Annotated in this window: 14 protein-coding genes and 1 riboswitch; of the genes, 10 read left to right on the top strand and 4 right to left on the bottom strand. The window is 72.7% G+C overall.

Features of this window, described 5'->3' with window-relative positions:
- On the top strand, positions 1-954 hold the full coding sequence (locus ACGFI7_RS25710; protein ID WP_393409061.1) for a radical SAM protein: 954 nt from the start codon (positions 1-3) through the stop codon (positions 952-954).
- 66 nt (positions 955-1,020) lie between these two features.
- Here the strand turns inward: ACGFI7_RS25710 and ACGFI7_RS25715 are convergent, their stop codons facing one another.
- The gene (locus ACGFI7_RS25715; RefSeq protein WP_393409063.1) at positions 1,021-2,208 is read right to left on the bottom strand and encodes an Ig-like domain-containing protein; all 1,188 of its coding nucleotides are present in this window, start codon (positions 2,206-2,208) and stop codon (positions 1,021-1,023) included.
- Between the two features lie 170 nt (positions 2,209-2,378).
- Complete coding sequence (locus ACGFI7_RS25720) at positions 2,379-4,598, bottom strand: ATP-dependent RecD-like DNA helicase (RefSeq protein ID WP_393409065.1); 2,220 nt, start codon at positions 4,596-4,598, stop codon at positions 2,379-2,381.
- Positions 4,599-4,749: 151 nt separating this feature from the next.
- A riboswitch (guanidine-III (ykkC-III) riboswitch) is annotated at positions 4,750-4,807 on the top strand.
- A 36-nt stretch (positions 4,808-4,843) separates the two neighbouring features.
- Here ACGFI7_RS25720 and ACGFI7_RS25725 point away from each other — a divergent pair.
- The 5 genes from ACGFI7_RS25725 to ACGFI7_RS25745 all read left to right on the top strand — a co-directional run bounded on the left by ACGFI7_RS25725 (position 4,844) and on the right by ACGFI7_RS25745 (position 9,145).
- Positions 4,844-5,158 carry a DMT family transporter gene (locus tag ACGFI7_RS25725; RefSeq protein ID WP_393409067.1) on the top strand — a complete coding sequence of 105 codons (315 nt, stop codon included), beginning with the start codon at positions 4,844-4,846 and terminating at the stop codon, positions 5,156-5,158.
- Between the two features lie 97 nt (positions 5,159-5,255).
- Positions 5,256-6,227 carry an alpha/beta hydrolase family esterase gene (locus ACGFI7_RS25730; RefSeq protein ID WP_393409068.1) on the top strand — a complete coding sequence of 324 codons (972 nt, stop codon included), beginning with the start codon at positions 5,256-5,258 and terminating at the stop codon, positions 6,225-6,227.
- A 42-nt stretch (positions 6,228-6,269) separates the two neighbouring features.
- Positions 6,270-7,646 (top strand): serine hydrolase domain-containing protein, encoded by a 1,377-nt coding sequence (locus ACGFI7_RS25735; protein WP_393409069.1) that lies wholly within the window; start codon positions 6,270-6,272, stop codon positions 7,644-7,646.
- Between the two features lie 52 nt (positions 7,647-7,698).
- On the top strand, positions 7,699-8,226 hold the full coding sequence (locus ACGFI7_RS25740) for a hypothetical protein (protein ID WP_393409071.1): 528 nt from the start codon (positions 7,699-7,701) through the stop codon (positions 8,224-8,226).
- 7 nt (positions 8,227-8,233) lie between these two features.
- Positions 8,234-9,145 (top strand): alpha/beta fold hydrolase, encoded by a 912-nt coding sequence (locus ACGFI7_RS25745; RefSeq protein ID WP_393409073.1) that lies wholly within the window; start codon positions 8,234-8,236, stop codon positions 9,143-9,145.
- Positions 9,146-9,183: 38 nt separating this feature from the next.
- Here the strand turns inward: ACGFI7_RS25745 and ACGFI7_RS25750 are convergent, their stop codons facing one another.
- A complete protein-coding gene (locus tag ACGFI7_RS25750) occupies positions 9,184-9,639 on the bottom strand; it encodes a pyridoxamine 5'-phosphate oxidase family protein (RefSeq protein WP_393409075.1) in 456 nt (151 codons plus the stop codon).
- A 213-nt stretch (positions 9,640-9,852) separates the two neighbouring features.
- Here ACGFI7_RS25750 and ACGFI7_RS25755 point away from each other — a divergent pair, with 213 nt between their 5' ends.
- The 3 genes from ACGFI7_RS25755 (at position 9,853) to ACGFI7_RS25765 (ending at position 14,278) form a co-directional block, all read left to right on the top strand.
- Entirely contained in the window at positions 9,853-11,634 is a 1,782-nt protein-coding gene (locus ACGFI7_RS25755) for an enoyl-CoA hydratase-related protein (RefSeq protein WP_393409076.1), read from the top strand.
- 16 nt (positions 11,635-11,650) lie between these two features.
- On the top strand, positions 11,651-13,180 hold the full coding sequence (locus tag ACGFI7_RS25760) for a helix-turn-helix domain-containing protein (RefSeq protein WP_393409077.1): 1,530 nt from the start codon (positions 11,651-11,653) through the stop codon (positions 13,178-13,180).
- Positions 13,181-13,243: 63 nt separating this feature from the next.
- A complete protein-coding gene (locus ACGFI7_RS25765) occupies positions 13,244-14,278 on the top strand; it encodes a tyrosine-type recombinase/integrase (protein ID WP_393409079.1) in 1,035 nt (344 codons plus the stop codon).
- A gap of 17 nt (positions 14,279-14,295) precedes the next feature.
- Here ACGFI7_RS25765 and ACGFI7_RS25770 read toward each other — a convergent pair whose 3' ends face one another.
- Positions 14,296-14,550, bottom strand: coding sequence for a helix-turn-helix domain-containing protein (locus tag ACGFI7_RS25770; RefSeq protein ID WP_393409081.1), 255 nt, complete (start codon positions 14,548-14,550; stop codon positions 14,296-14,298).
- Positions 14,551-14,594: 44 nt separating this feature from the next.
- Between ACGFI7_RS25770 and map the strand changes: the two genes are divergently transcribed.
- Complete coding sequence (gene map / locus ACGFI7_RS25775; protein WP_393409082.1) at positions 14,595-15,365, top strand: type I methionyl aminopeptidase; 771 nt, start codon at positions 14,595-14,597, stop codon at positions 15,363-15,365.
- Positions 15,366-15,402: the final 37 nt, after the last annotated feature.

Consider the following 15,402-nt stretch of genomic DNA (forward strand, 5'->3'; position numbering starts at 1 on the left):
GTGGGTTGGGATGCGCAGCCTCTGGTGGAGGCGGCCGCTGAGCGGCCGCTGATCGAGCGGCGTGCCGTGCTGCGCGGGGATTTCTACGAGACGCAGGCCAGGGTGCTGATCGAGCGGGTGCCGCGGAGTGCGGGGGTCGCGCAGCGGTGGGCGGTGTCGCCGTATCGGGGGTGCGCGCACGCGTGTCTGGGGTGCGGGGCTCGCGGGGGTCATCGCCGGTTGGGGCTGGACGCGGGGCGTGATTTCGACACGCGGATCGTGGTGAAGCCGAACGCGGTGGCGCGGTTGCGGGCGGAGCTGGCGCGGTGGGGTGGTGAGCCGCTGGCGGTGGGGGTCAGTGGTGACTGTTATCAGCCGGCGGAGGAGACGTACCGGTTGATGCCGGGGATCGTGACGGCGCTGGCGGAGGCGGGGGTGCCGGCGACGGTCTACACCAAGAGCCCGCTGGTGTTGCGTGACGCGGCGTTGCTGGCGGGGTCCGGGGTGCGGGTGGCGGTGTCGATCGCGTTCGTGGACGAGCGGATCCGGCGGGCGGTGGAGCCGGGGGCGGTGGGCGCGCAGGCGCGGCTGGAGCTGGCGGCGTCGCTGGTGGAGGCGGGGGTGGATTGCCGGGTGCTGATGGGGCCGGTGCTGCCGTTGCTGAGTGACGGTTCCGATCAGCTGGCGGCGACGGTGCGGCGGATCGCGCAGGCGGGGGTGGGCGCGGTGGAGCCGGTGGTGTTGCGGTTGCCGCCGGCTACGCGGGCGTGGTTCGGGGCGTGGCTGGAGCGTGCGCATCCGGGGCTGGTGGCGCGTTATGAGGAGTTGTACGGGGGTGACGGGCTGCCCTCCCCCGCTTATGAGGAGCGGATTCTGGGGCAGATCGCGCAGTTGTGCCGGGTGTACGGGATGCGGTGCGGTCCGGGTGAGGCGGAGCCGCGGGAGCCGAGGTTCGGGCAGCTGGCGCTGGTGTGAGGGGCCCGGCGGTGCTTGGCGGGTGGTGCCCGCCAAGAGCACTGCCGGGCTTGCGCGCTGTGGGGGTCAGCTGTCGTTCTTGAGGGCGCTGCCCTTCTTCCATTCCTTGAAGGACATCTGCCAGAAGCCCCAGCCGTTGTTCCATTCGAGTTCGCGGTCGGTGCCGGTGATCTCGACGACGTCGCCGCGCTGGAAGTTGTCGTAGAACCATTTGGCCTGGTCGGGGCGGGCGTTGACGCAGCCGTGGCTGACGTTCTGGCGGCCTTGGGCCCAGACGTTGTTCTTGGCGTGGACGTACTCGCCGCTGTTGGAGATGCGGACGGCGTGGTTGACGATGACGTCGTAGTAGCCGGGGTCGCCCTTCTTGCGGCCGGGCGAGATCATGCGGACGGGGTTCGCGCGTTCCATGGTGAGGTGGACGCCGCTGGTGGTGGTGTATTCGCGGGTGGTGGCCTTGCCGGCGCTGATGGCCATGGTCTGGACGCGTTTGCCGTTGCGGTAGACGTACATCATGTGGCGGGCGGCGTTGACCTTGCTGACGACCTTGTCGCCGATGGTGATGTCGTAGTCGTAGTTCTTCATGCCCCACAGGTCCTTGCCGGCCTTGACGCCGTCGAGGGCGGCGTTGAAGGAGACGGTCTGGTCGGGGGCCCAGTATTTGGCGGGGCGGTAGATGGCGTAGGAGTCGTCGATCCAGCGCCAGGCGCCGTCGGCGGGCTTTTCGGCTTCGACCTGGAGGGCGCGTTCGACGGCGGCCTTGTTGGCGACGGGCTGGTTGAACCGCACCATGATCGGCATGCCGACGCCGACTTTCTCGCCCTTGATGTTGGGGGTGACGTCGATGATCTGCAGGACGCGTCCGGGTTTGCGGGTGGTGAAGGCGCTGGCGGCGGTGGCGGCGCCGGCGGTGGCCGAGACGTTGTAGTCGGTGGCGGGCTTCAGCGCGGTCTTGGAGACCCATTTGGTGCGGTCGGTGTTGAAGGTGCCTTCGATCTGGCCGTCGTCGTCCTGGACGGTGACTTCGTCGAGGGCGCCGCCTTCGGCGGTGACGACGATCCGCTTGCCGGGGTTGACCTTGGTGCTGCCCTGGGCGGGGGTGATGGTGATGGTGGGGGGTTCAGGTGTGGCGGAGGTGGTGGCTTCTGACGCGCCGGGGCCGGTGCCGCCGGGCGCGGAGCATGACGCGGTGAGGGTCGCGGCGGCGAGCAGGGCGACCCCGGTGGCGGTCTTCCTCCAAGGTGTGGTGATGGTCAACTGAACCTCTCCCCAGTTACATGCGACGCACTAAAAGACCTTAATGCTCCTGCATGTATGACGAGCATAGGTTTGGGAGAGTTCAGTCACATTTCGATCACTTCTTGCGGTCGCCGCGCAGGTCAGGGCCGGTCAGGCCGCGCCAAATCGGTGCGCAGACGGCATGGGGGTCACCCGGTGCGGGTGAGACGGCCGGTGAGGCGGCCGGTGAGACGGTGGGTGAGACCGGTGTGGCGGCGGCCGGCGCCGCGGGTGCGGACCGCCTGGGCCAGGGCGCGGCGGGAGCCGACGATGACGACGAGTTTCTTGGCGCGGGTGATGGCGGTGTAGAGGAGGTTGCGCTGCAGCATCATCCAGGCGCTGGTGGCCAGCGGGATGACCACGGCGGGGTACTCGCTGCCCTGGGATCGGTGGATGGACACGGCGTAGGCGTGCGTGAGCTCGTCGAGTTCGTCGAAGGCGTAGTCGACGCGCTCGTCCTCGTCGGTGAGGACGGTCAGGGCGTGGTCGTCGGGCCGGATGTCGGCGACGACGCCGACGGTGCCGTTGAACACTCCGGCGGCGCCCTTGTCGTAGTTGTTGCGCAGCTGGGTGACCTTGTCGCCGACGCGGAAGACGCGGCCGCCGTGGCGGCGTTCGGGCAGGCCCTCGCGGGCGGGGGTGAGCGCTTCCTGCAGGGCGGCGTTGAGCGCGCCGGCGCCGGCCGCGCCGCGGTGCATCGGGGCCAGGACCTGCACGTCGCGGCGCGGGTCGAGGCCGAAGCGGCGCGGGATGCGGCGGGCGGCCACGTCGACGGCCAGGGCGGCGATCTCCTCGGGCTCCTCGCTGGGGAACAGGAAGAAGTCGTCCAGGCCGGCCAGCTGCGGCTGCAGGCCGGAGTTGACGCGGTGGGCGTTGACGACGACGCCGGACTCGGCGGCCTGCCGGAACACCTGGGTGAGCCGTACCCGGGGCAGGTCGGCGGCGGCGAGCAGGTCCTTGAGCACCTCGCCGGCGCCGACGGACGGCAGCTGGTCGACGTCGCCGACGAACAGCAGGTGGGCGCCGGGGGCGACGGCCTTGACCAGCCGGTTGGCCAGCAGCACGTCCAGCATGGACGCCTCGTCGACGACGACGAGGTCGGCGTCGAGGGGGTTGTCGCGGTCGAAGACGGCGTCGCCGCCGGGGCGCAGCTGCAGCAGCCGGTGGACGGTGGTGGCCTCGTGGCCGGTCAGCTCGGCCAGCCGTTTGGCGGCGCGTCCGGTGGGGGCGGCGAGGATGACCTTGGCGCGTTTGGCGCGGGCCAGGGTGACGATGGAGCGGACGGTGAAGCTCTTGCCGCAGCCGGGGCCGCCGGTGAGCACCGCCACCTTGTGGGTGAGGGCCAGGCGGACGGCCTGGCGTTGCTCGCCGGCCAGGTCGGCGCCGGTGCGTTCGCGCAGCCACGTCTCGGCCTTGGCCCAGTCGACGTCGGCGAACGCCTTGAGCCGGTCGTGGCCGTGGTGCAGCAGGGTGAGCAGGGAGCCGGCGAGCGACTGCTCGGCCCGGTGGAACGGCGGCAGGTAGACGGCCGGGACCTCGTTGTCGCCGGCGGGCACCTGCTCGCGCACCACTCCCCCGTTGCCGTCCCGCTCCTCGGCGGCGAGCTCTTCCAGGCAGGAGGCGGCGAGCGGGGCGGGCACGTCGAGGATCTTGACGGCGTCGGCGATGAGGTTGGGGGCGGGCAGGTAGCAGTGGCCGTCGTCGGCGGCCTGGGACAGGGTGTAGCGCAGGCCGGCCTTGACGCGTTCGGGGCTGTCGTGCGGGATGCCGACGGCCTGGGCGATGGTGTCGGCGGTCTTGAAGCCGATCCCCCACACGTCGTCGGCGAGCCGGTACGGCTGGGTGCGGACGACCTCGACGCTGCGCTCGCCGTACTGCTTGAAGATGCGCACCGCGATGGAGGTGGAGACGCCGACGCCCTGCAGGAACACCATCACCTCTTTGATGATCTTCTGTTCTTCCCAGGCGTCGGCGATCATGCGGGTGCGTTTGGGGCCCAGGCCGGGCACCTCGGTGAGGCGGGCGGGTTCGTGCTCGATGACGTCGAGGGTGTCGGTGCCGAAGTGGTCGACGATCCGTTCGGCCATCTTGGGGCCGATGCCTTTGATGAGGCCGGAGCCGAGGTAGCGGCGGATGCCCTGGACGGTGGCGGGCAGCACGGTGGTGTAGGACCAGACCTCGAACTGGCGGCCGTAGCGGGGGTGGGTGGTCCAGCGTCCGGTCAGCCGCAGCGACTCGCCCACCTGGGCGCCGAGCAGCGGGCCGACGACGGTGAGCAGCTCGGAGCCGGAGCGGCCGGTGGCCACGCGGGCGATGGTGTAGCCGCTGTCCTCGTCCGCGTAGGTGATGCGTTCGAGGACCGCGTCCAAGCTGGCACCGAGATTCTTGGAGCTGTCGTCCCGGCTCCCCTGAGGCCTCCCCACACGCAGGAGACTAGGGCAGATCTCCGGGACCGCGACACCTCCCCCGGGCCGCCGGCCGCGGACCGGGTGGTAGCGTCGGAGGTGGCTGCCGCCGCGAAGAGGGCGGGCACGCCCCGGACGAGCGCGTCGTACCCGGCATGACAAGACGACGCGGGCCCAAGGTCGGTTCTCTTTCGGAGGTGCGTGTCGCCGTGGCGTGGATCATTCTGGTCGTCTCGGGTCTGCTGGAAGCGGTGTGGGCGGCGGCGTTGTCCGCCTCGCAAGGCCTGTCCCGGCTGCGTCCCGCTCTGCTGTTCGCCGTCTCGCTGACGGCGAGCATGGCGGGGCTGGGGTACGCGCTGCGGACGATCCCGGTCGGCACCGGGTACGCGGTGTGGGTGGGGATCGGCGCGGTCTGCACCGCCGTGTACGGGATGGTGGTGCTGGGTGAGCCGGCCACGGCCGCCCGGCTGGTGTGCCTGGCTTTGATCGTGGGCGGTGTGGTGGGGCTGAAGTTCCTCCCCTGAGGTCTCGCTCGTGGTCCTTCTGTGCGGCGCGGCGGTGGCGGGGGACACTGGAGCCAGTCGGCCCGCCGGGTGGGCGGGCCGGGCGGCGGGAGGTGTCATGGCCGGTCGGGCGCTGAGCGTGATCGTGGCGGCGCTGGTGACCGTGACGGTGGCGGCCGCCGACTGCTCGGGGCGGCCGCCCGTGCCGGCCCGGCCGTCGGCCGCGCCCACCGCGGCGCCGCCGCCGGGTGGCTGCGCCGGCGGGCCCCGGCTGGAGGAGGGGCGGCACACGATCGAGTTCGCCGGGCTGAAGCGGGTGTTCCTGCTGGCGCTGCCCGACGGTGACGGGCCGCACCCGGTGCTGCTCAACCTGCACGGGCTCGGCTCCAACGCCCGCGAGCAGGCCGCCTACAGCCGGCTGCCGCGGGTGGGCGCCGGGCGGGGCTACATCGTGGCGACCCCGCAGGTGGCGAAGGACCGGTTCGCCTGGACGCTGCCGAACGGGCTGGGCCCCGACGACACCGGGTTCCTGGGGGCGCTGCTGGATCGGCTGGAGCAGCGGCTGTGCGTGGACCGGCGGCGGGAGTTCGCGGCCGGGCTGTCGTACGGGGGCGGGATGGCGGCGGCGCTGGCGTGCGGGCTGGAGGGGCGGCTGGCCGGGGTGGCCGTCGTGGGCGGGCTCAGTCTGGTGACCCCGTGCCCGGATCCGCCGCCGGTGACGCTGGTGGCCTTCCACGGCACCGCCGACCGGGCGGTGCCGTACGGGGGCGGGCATCCGCTGCGCGACTCGACCGGTGACCTGCGCAAGCTGGCCGACATGGTGACGTTGCCGCCGGTGCCGCGGACCGCCGAGGGGTGGGCGGCCGCGCTCGGCTGCCCGCAGCCGGTCGTCAGTTCTCCCGTACGGTCGGTGCGGCTGCGTGCGTGGGACGGCTGCGAGCAGGGGGCGGCGGTGCGGCTCTACACGATCGACGGGGGCGGTCACACGTGGCCGGGCCCGATCGAGGTGCCCCGGCTGGGCGCCACGGTGCGCGGGCTGGACGCGACCGCGCTGATCCTGGACGCCTTCGACTCCGCTCAACCCCGCTGACCGGCCTTTCGGGCGGGGGCCGAGCCCGTACGCTTGAGACCCATGACACAGGTGGGACAGGTGACGGCTCGCGCGCTGCTGCGCCGGCTGGCCGTCGAGCAGAGCGGGTCGCGTATCCCGTCGATCGTGGCGGCGGTCGTCCGTGACGGGCAGGTCGTCTGGCGGGCCGGTCGCGGCGCCACGACCGGCCCGGAGGGGCCGGGGGCCGGGCGGGTGCCCGAGGGGGGCGAGCCGACGCCGGCGACGCAGTACCGGCTGGGGTCGATCACCAAGAGCATGGTCGCCGTGGTAGTCATGCGGCTGCGTGACGAGGGGCTGCTGGACCTGGCCGACCCGGTCGGCAAGCATCTGCCGGGGGCGCGCGCGGGTGAGGCGACGATCGCGCAGCTGCTGTCGCACACGGGCGGGCTGACGGCCGAGCCGCCGACCGACTGGTGGGAGCGCACGCCGGGGGTGGAGGCGGGTGAGCTGCTGGGCCGGCTCGGGCCGGGGCAGGTCAGGCATCGGCCGGGGCGGCGCTACCACTACTCCAACCTGGGTTTCGGGCTGCTGGGCGAGGTGGTGGCGCGGCTGCGCGGGGTGCCGTGGCTGGAGGCGGTGCGGGCGGAGGTGCTGGAGCCGCTCGGCATGCGTGACACCACGGCGCGGCCGAGGCCGCCGCACGCGACGGGTTACGCGGTCCATCCGTACGCCGACGTGCTGCTGACCGAGCCCGAGCACGACCATGGGGCGATGGCGCCGGCCGGGCAGCTGTGGTCGACGGCCGACGACCTGGCGCGGTGGGCGGTGTTCGTGGCCGGTGACACCGGCGGCGTGCTGGGGGCGCAGACGCTGGCGGAGATGCGTGAGCCGGCCACGGTCGACGACGGTGACGCCTGGACGGGCGGTTACGGGCTCGGGTTCCAGCTGGCCCGGCATCGGGGGCGGCGGCTGGCGGGCCACACCGGGTCGATGCCGGGGTTCCTGGCCACGGTGTGGGCCGACCCGGCGGACGCGACGGGGGTGCTGTTCCTGGCCAACACGACCTCGGGGGTGGGGCGGGGGCTGCTGTTCGACCTGCTCGACATCGTGGAGGAGCACGAGCCGCGGCTGCCGGCGGAGTGGCGGCCGGGCGTCGCGGATCCGGATCTGCTGGCGCTGACGGGGTTGTGGCATTGGGGTCCGGCGCCGTTCACGCTGCGGCTGCTGCCGGATCGGGGGCTGTCGCTGGCGCCGGTGTCCGGGGGCGGGCGGGCGTCGCGGTTCGTGCCGCAGGACGACGGCACGTGGCTGGGGCTGGACGGCTACTACGCGGGCGAGACGCTGCGGGTGGGGCCGGACCATCTGGATCTCAACACGTTCGTGTTCACCCGGGAGCCGTACGAGCCGGGGACGCCGGTTCCGGGGGGTGTCGGGGAGTGGCACACCCCGACTACTTGACGTCATACGTCAAGTACTTGCTATCGTACGTCAAGTAGTGGCGGGAGGCGGCGTGACCGGCGAACTGCGGGATGAGCACAGCGCTCTCGAACAGGACATCCTCCGGCTGGTCGGCAGCAGGCTGCTCGACCCGCTGGAGATCCTGCTCGGCGACGGCGCGCACGGTGCCCACGGTGCGCAGGGTGCCCATGGTGCTCTGCGTGAGCTGCGCGACCAGGCGCGGCATGACGCGGCCACGTGGGCGGCCGACCTGCTCGGGCCCGACCGGCGGCGCGCCGTCCACACCGGCGCGCGGCTGGTCGCGGTCCTCTACCCCGGCGACGCCGCCTTCGACCCGCCTCCCGAGTGGTGGCGTACTCCCCTGGGCCGGGCGATCGCCCGGCGCGTCGGCCATCCCGCCGCCGACCGCGTCCCGTACGCGGTCGCCGGCGCGATGCTCGGCATCACCCGTCAGGGCGTGCACGACCTGGTGCGGCGCGGCAAGCTGCGGCAGCACCCTGACGGGGGTGTCACCACCCGCTCGGTCCGCGAACGACTCGACCCCGGAGGGGCGCATGCAGACCAGCCCGAAGAGCAGTAGCGAGACGATGGTTGACGGTGACGTCCCCCTCGCGGTGCACGACCACGGCGGCGGCGGGACCCCGCTGCTGCTGCTCCACGGAGCGGGCGGCAACCTGCTCAACTGGGCGCAAGTCCTCCCCCATCTGAGCGGGGTGCGGCCGGTGACGGTCGACCTGCGGGGGCACGGCCGTTCCGGCGACGGGCCGTGGACGTGGCAGGCCGTCCTGGACGATCTCGAACGCGTCGCCGCCGCGCTCGGCCTGGGCGAGCCCGCCGTCGCCGGTCACAGCATCGGCGGCGTGATCGCCGGGATGTGGGCCGCCCGGCATCCCGCCTGCCCGGCCGCCGTGAGCCTCGACGGGCACCGCGCCGCCGAGACCCACCCCGCCAACTACGCCGGCCTCGACCCCGAGCGGGTGGAGCGCGACCTGGACACCTTGCACGAGATGTTCACCCAGCAGGTCGCCCTGATGGCCCGGCCGATGACCGCCGGCCAGGCCCAGTCCTTCCTCGACGGCCAGCGCGCCTTCGCCGCCGCCCAGGACGCCGACCCTGACGCCTGGGTGGAGTCGCTGCGGCGCAACCTGCGCCCGCACGAGGACGGCTTCCTGCTGCGGCCCGGCCCCGACGTCACCGCCGCGCTTCGTGAGCTGCCCGAGCTGGCCGACGCGCTGCCCGCCTTCCGCGGCGTCTCCGGCCCGTTCCTCATCGTGAACGCCACCCGCAACCCGCCCGTCCCGCCGCCCCTGGTCCCGCTGATGGACGCCTACCGGGCCGGGCTCCGCCGCGACCTGGCGGCCCTGGCCGCCGAACGGCCCGGAATCGAGATCCGCGAGATCGACGCCGGGCACGGCATGGTGGCCGAGCGGCCGGCCGAGGTCGCCGCCCTCATCTCCGATTTCGTCCACCGCCACACCGCGCCGGGCGGCACTGTGTAGGCGCTGTGTAGGCGCTGTGTTGGCGGGGCCGGACGAGGTCAGGCGCGTTCGGTCCGGCGCAGGCCGTGTGCGGGCGTCCACCATTCGACGACGAGCATCGTGGCCTTGTCGTCGAGGTGGGTGTGGACGACCTCGGTGATGTCGGCGTGGAAGCGGTCGCCGTCCTGGCCCTGGGCGACGGGGCCGGCGGCGACGGCGCGGCCGGAGATCTTCGCCTCGCCCGGCCATTGCGCCTCGGCGCCCTCGACGGGGTCGACGGTGGCGCTGTGCAGGGCGAAGCGGGGGTCGCGGCGGAGGTCGTCGCCCTTGCGCGCGCGGGGCATCGAGCCGAAGACGAGCTCGCCGTTCTCGAAGGCCGCCTCGATGCCGGAGATGCGCGGGGATCCGTCGGCCCGCAGGGTGGCGATGGTCTTGTGCCGGTGGGCGTCGAACAGTGCGCGCACGCGCCGCGCGAACTCGGGTGCCGCCAGTTCGATGTCGTGCCACGCTGTCATGGCCCCAGCATGGCATCACCGGCCTGGCTGCCGGGGGTGGCGTGACAGGTGAGAAAATTCGGACTCTTCCGTACGAATGACGTTGATTGTGGTTGGTTTGCTGCGATGTGTCATCGAGGCTTGCCTGATCGTGTCAGCATCTTGCCTGTACGGGCCGGACGGGACCGCCGTCACCCTCCGGCAGGCACGATCCCCGGTGAGGAAGATCCCCCAGTGCGTATCCTGCTTGTCTGCTCCTCCTTCGACGCTCTCACCCAGCGCACCTGGCTGGCGCTGCGGCGGGCGGGGCACGAGGTCAGCGTGGAACTGGCCCTGTCGGAGCAGCTGATGCTCGAGGCCGTCCAGCTGGCCAAGCCGGACCTGGTGATCTGCCCGTGCCTGGCGGAACGGACGCCGCCACCGGTGTGGCAGGGCGTGCGCACGATCGTGTTCCACCCCGGCCCGCCCGGCGACCGCGGCCCCGCCCCGCTGGACCGGGCCATCGCCGGCGGCGAACGCGAGTGGGGCGTCACCGCGCTGCAGGCCGCGCGGGAGATGGACGCCGCCCCCGTCTGGGCGTACCGCACCTTCCCCATCCCGCCGGAGCCGCCGCGCAAGTCCGCCCTGTACAACGGGCCGGTGGCCGAGGCGGCGGCCGAGCTGGCCCTGGAGGTGGCGGCCAGGGCAGCCGACCCCGCGTTCACGCCTCCCCCGCCACCCGCCGACCCCGCCAGTCCCACAGGTCCCAGCCGTCCCGCCCGTCCCGCGACCGCCGCCTCCCCGGACCCGGGACGGGCGCTGGCGTGGGAGCAGCCGACGGAGGCGGTGCTGCGGTGCGTGCGCGCGGCCGACGGCGAGCCCGGCGGCCGGGCCGAGCTGTGCGGAATGCCGGTACGGGTGTTCGACGTGTACCGCGGCCCGGCGCTGCGGGGCACGCCGGGCACCGTGGCGGGACGGCGGGAGGGCGCGGTGCTCGTGCACACCGGCGACGGCACCGTCTGGGTCGGCCAGCTGCGCGCCGAGGAGCCCGGCGCGGTCAAGCTGCCCGCGGCGCTGGTCCTCGGCGAGCGGCTCGCCGGAGCCGGCGACCAGCCCGGCTACAGCGAGGTCACCTACGACCGCGGCGACGGCGTCGGGGTGGTCGCGTTCGACTTCTACGACGGCGCCATGTCGACCGGCCAGTGCCGGCGGCTGGTGTCGGTGCTGCGGTACGCGGCCGCCCAGGACACCCGGGTGCTGGTGGTGCGCGGCGGCGAGGTGTTCTCCCGCGGCATCCACCTCAACGTGATCGAGGCGGCCCCGCACCCGGAACTGGAGGCGTGGATGAACCTCGACGCGCTCGGCCGCGCCTGCCGCGAGCTGCTCGCCTGCACAGGCCAGCTCGTGGTGACGTCGCTCGGCGGCGACGCCGGCGCGGGCGGCATGATGCTGGCGCTCGGCGGCGACCGGGTGATGATCCGCTCGGGCGTGGTGCTCCACCCCAACCACCGCGCGATGGGCCTGTCCGGCGGAGAGCTGTGGACGTACGCCCTGCCCCGCAGGGTGGGCACCGCGCAGGCCCGCAGACTGCTGCGGCGGGCGCTGCCCGTCGGCGCCCAGGAGGCGGTGGAACTGGGCCTGGCCGACCGGGTGGTGCCCGGGTCACGGCTGGAGTTCGAGCGGACGGTGCTGGAGTACGCCGAGAAGCTCGCCGCCAGCCCGGGATACGACCGGCTGCTGGCGGTCAAGAAGGAAGCCCGGGACGCCGACGAACGGCACAAGCCGCTGGACGTCTACCGGGCCGAGGAGCTCGCGGAGCTGAGCCGGGACGTGTTCGCCGACCGGCGCGGCTTCCGGGCCGCCAGAAGGGCGTTCGTGCACGGCCGCCGGCCGGCCCGCACACCCACGCGCCTCGCGGTCCACCGAGAAGTCTCCCGAGAAGTCCACCGAGAAGGACAGGCAGCGGCCCAGACAGCGGCCCAGACGGAGTCGTCCGGCGCGTCGCCCCCGTCCGATGCGAGAGCATCTCATATGTGAGATAGGTTGAGGTGTTGTGGCAGATGACTACCTTGTGCGGATCGGCCGGCTCATCCGCGATGCGCGGCAGCACCGCGGATGGACCCAGCTCCAGCTGGCGGACGCGCTGGCGACCAGCCAGAGCGCGATCAATCGGATCGAGCGCGGCAACCAGAACATCAGCCTTGAGATGATCGCCCGCATCGGCGAGGCACTCGACAGCGAGATCGTCTCCCTCGGCTACGCCGGACCCATGCACCTGCGCGTCGTGGGCGGACGCCGCCTGTCGGGCAGCATCGAGGTCAAGACCTCCAAGAACGCGTGCGTCGCACTGCTGTGCGCCACGCTCCTGAACTCCGGGCGCACCATCCTGCGCAAGGTGGCGCGGATCGAGGAGGTCTACCGCATCCTGGAAGTGCTGGCCTCCATCGGGGTCAGGGCCCGCTGGATCAACGAGGGCAACGACCTGGAGATCGTCCCGCCCGCCCGGCTGGAGCTGGAGTCGATGGACACCGACGCCGCCCGCCGCACCCGCAGCGTCATCATGTTCCTCGGCCCGCTGATGCACCGCACCGACGAGTTCCGCATCCCGTACGCGGGCGGCTGCGACCTCGGCACCCGCACCGTGCAGCCGCACATGTCGGCGCTGCAGCACTTCGGCCTGCACATCAACGCCACCGGCGGCTTCTACAACGCCCAGGTCGAGCGCGGGGTGTCACCCAAGCGCGCCATCGTCCTCACCGAACGCGGCGACACCGTGACGGAGAACGCCCTGCTGGCCGCGGCCCGCCACGACGGCGTCACGGTCATCCGCAACGCCTCCTCCAACTACATGGTGCAGGACCTGTGCTTCTTCCTGGAGGAGCTCGGCGTCCGCGTCGAAGGCGTCGGCACCACCACGCTGACCGTGCACGGCGTCCCCCAGATCGAACGCGACGTCGACTACTCCCCCTCCGAGGACCCGGTCGAGGCCATGAGCCTGCTGGCCGCCGCCGTCGTCACCTCCTCAGAACTGACCATCTGCCGGGTGCCGGTCGAGTTCCTGGAGATCGAGCTCGCCGTCCTGGAGGAGATGGGCCTCGACCACGACCGCGGCGAGGAGTACGCCGCCGCCAACGGCCGCACCCGCCTGGTCGACCTGACCGTCCGGCCCTCGAAGCTCATCTCCCCCATCGACAAGATCCACCCGATGCCGTTCCCCGGCCTCAACATCGACAACGTGCCGTTCTTCGCGGCCATCGCCGCCTCGGCCGAAGGCTCCACGCTCATCCACGACTGGGTGTACGACAACCGGGCCATCTACCTGACGGAGCTGACCCGGCTCGGCGCCTCGGTCAAACTGCTGGACCCGCACCGCGTGCTCGTCGAAGGCCCGACACGGTGGCGCTCGGCGGAGATGATGTGCCCGCCGGCGCTGCGGCCCGCCGTGGTCGTGCTGCTGGCCATGATGGCCGCCGAGGGCACCTCGGTGCTGCGCAACGTGTACGTGATCAACCGCGGGTACGAGGACCTCGCCGAGCGGCTCAACGCGCTGGGGGCGAGGATCGAGACCTTCCGCGACATCTGAAAGTGTCGGTGCGGGCCGCTACCGTTACCTTCCGCTGGATCTTGACGGAAGAGGGGGGACGCGGTGCGGCCTGCGGAGCTCGACCGGGTGTCGGTGGCGGAGGCGGCGGACCGCTACGTGGAGCTGGTGCGGGCCAGAGTCTCCACCGGGGCCCTGTCGTCGGCCACCGCCGAGGTCTACGCCCGTGACGTCGCCACCCTGGTCGAGCTGGCCGGCCCCGACCGCGTCCTCGACGACCTGACGGGGGAGGACGTCGACGCGGTCCTGCTGGCCTTCGCCCGCAAACCCGACGGCCGCCGCGCCGGCCAGGACCCGAACGAGGGCAGGCAGTCCGCCTCGTCACAGGCGCGGTTCCGGCGGTCGATCTCCGCACTGTTCAAACACGCCACCCTCGCCGGCTGGGTGCAGGTCAACCCCATGACGGCCGCCACCATCACCGCCCGCGAACGCGGCGGGCTGCGCCCCGAACGGCGAGCCCTCACCCGCGAGCAGGCCCAGGGCCTGGTCGGGGCGGCACGGCAGATCGGCGAGCAACCGGCCGGCCCCGGCCAGGAGGCCGGGCGCCGCCGCGACCAGCGCACCGAGCTGCGCGACGCGCTCATCGTGCTGCTGCTGGCCACCCTCGGCCCGCGCGTGTCGGAGCTCGTACGCGCCAACGTCGAAGACTTCTTCACCAACGACGGCGTCCGCTACTGGCGCATCTTCGGCAAGGGCGGCCGCACCCGCGACGTGCCGCTCCCGCCGGACGTGGCACGGGTCCTGCAGGCCTACCTGGAGCACGGCCGGCCCGCCACCGCCGACAAGGCGCTGCTGCTGTCGTGGCGCGGCCGACGGCTGGCCCGCGGCGACGTGCAGGCGGTGATCGACCGGGTGCAACGGCAGGTCGACCCGGAGCGGCGCCGCACCGTCACCCCCCACGGCCTGCGCCACACCACGGCCACCCACCTGCTGGCCGACGCGGTCGACATGGACGCCGTGCGCCGCGTCCTGGGCCACAGCGACCTGTCGACGCTCGGCCGCTACCGCGACGAGCTGCCGGGCGAGCTGGAGGTGGCGATGCGCGCCCACCCGCTGCTCAAACGCCCACGCACCGAATAAGACACCCTGGCGGGACCTCAGGTGGGGACGGCGGGAGTGGTGCGGACGGCGAGATGATCCAGCGAGACGCCGAGCACGTCGGCCAGGGCCGCGATGGTGAAGAACGCCGGGGTGGCGATCCGGCCCGTCTCGATCTTGCGGAGGGTCTCGGCCGACATGCCGGCCGCGGCGGCGACCTCGGCGATGCTACGGCCGGCTCTGGCCTCACGCAGGAGCAGGCCGAGGTGCTCGCCGCGCAGGCGCTCTTCGGGGGTCAGCGGGGGACGCACCATGCACACCAGTCTACCCCAATAGAAATACCGGTATAGTTATCGCCATGGTCGAGATCAAAACCACCGGCGAACTCCAAGCCATGCGCGAAGCCGGCCGCGTCGTCGCCCGCACCCTCCAAGCCCTCCACACCCACGCCACCCCCGGCACCCCCATCACCGAACTCGACGACCTCGCCACCACCACCATCCGCGAAGCCGGCGCCACCTCCTCCTTCCTCGACTACCAACCCCCCTTCGCCCCCACCCCCTACCCCGCCGTCATCTGCGTCTCCGTCAACGACGCCATCGTCCACGGCATCCCCGGCCAAGGCCGCCTGCGCGACGGCGACCTCGTCAGCATCGACTGCGGCGCCTACCTCGACGGCTGGGCCGGCGACGCCGCCATCAGCTTCACCGTCGGCACCACCCACCCCACCGACCGCCACCTCATCGACACCACCCGCCAAGCACTCACCGCCGGCATCGCCGCCGCACTCCCCGGCAACCGCCTCGGCGACATCGGCCACGCCATCCACACCACCGCCACCCACGCCGGCTACACCGACGCCGTCGCCTCAGACTTCGGCGGCCACGGCATCGGCCGCCGCATGCACGAAGACCCCCACGTCCCCAACCACGGCCGCCCCGGACGCGGCATGACCCTCCGCCCCGGCATGACCCTCGCCATCGAACCCATGCTCACCGCGGGCAACGGCCGCTACCGCACCGCCCCCGACGGATGGACCCTGCGCACCACCGACGGCAGCCGCGCCGCCCACACCGAACACACCATCGCCATCACCGACGACGGCCCCCTCATCCTCACCCAACCCTGACCACCCAACCCTGACCACCCAACCCTGACCACCCACG

The sequence above is a fragment of the Nonomuraea sp. NPDC048826 genome, from assembly GCF_043198225.1.
In the GTDB taxonomy this organism is placed as follows: Bacteria; Actinomycetota; Actinomycetes; order Streptosporangiales; family Streptosporangiaceae; genus Nonomuraea.

Coding starts and splice junctions, on each gene's coding strand:
- ACGFI7_RS25730 (WP_393409068.1), top strand. CDS start 5,256: ATGGCCGGTCGGGCGCTGAGCGTGATCGTGGCGGCGCTGGTGACCGTG.
- ACGFI7_RS25735 (WP_393409069.1), top strand. CDS start 6,270: ATGACACAGGTGGGACAGGTGACGGCTCGCGCGCTGCTGCGCCGGCTG.
- ACGFI7_RS25745 (WP_393409073.1), top strand. CDS start 8,234: ATGGTTGACGGTGACGTCCCCCTCGCGGTGCACGACCACGGCGGCGGC.
- ACGFI7_RS25750 (WP_393409075.1), bottom strand. CDS start 9,639: ATGACAGCGTGGCACGACATCGAACTGGCGGCACCCGAGTTCGCGCGG.
- ACGFI7_RS25770 (WP_393409081.1), bottom strand. CDS start 14,550: ATGGTGCGTCCCCCGCTGACCCCCGAAGAGCGCCTGCGCGGCGAGCAC.
- map (WP_393409082.1), top strand. CDS start 14,595: ATGGTCGAGATCAAAACCACCGGCGAACTCCAAGCCATGCGCGAAGCC.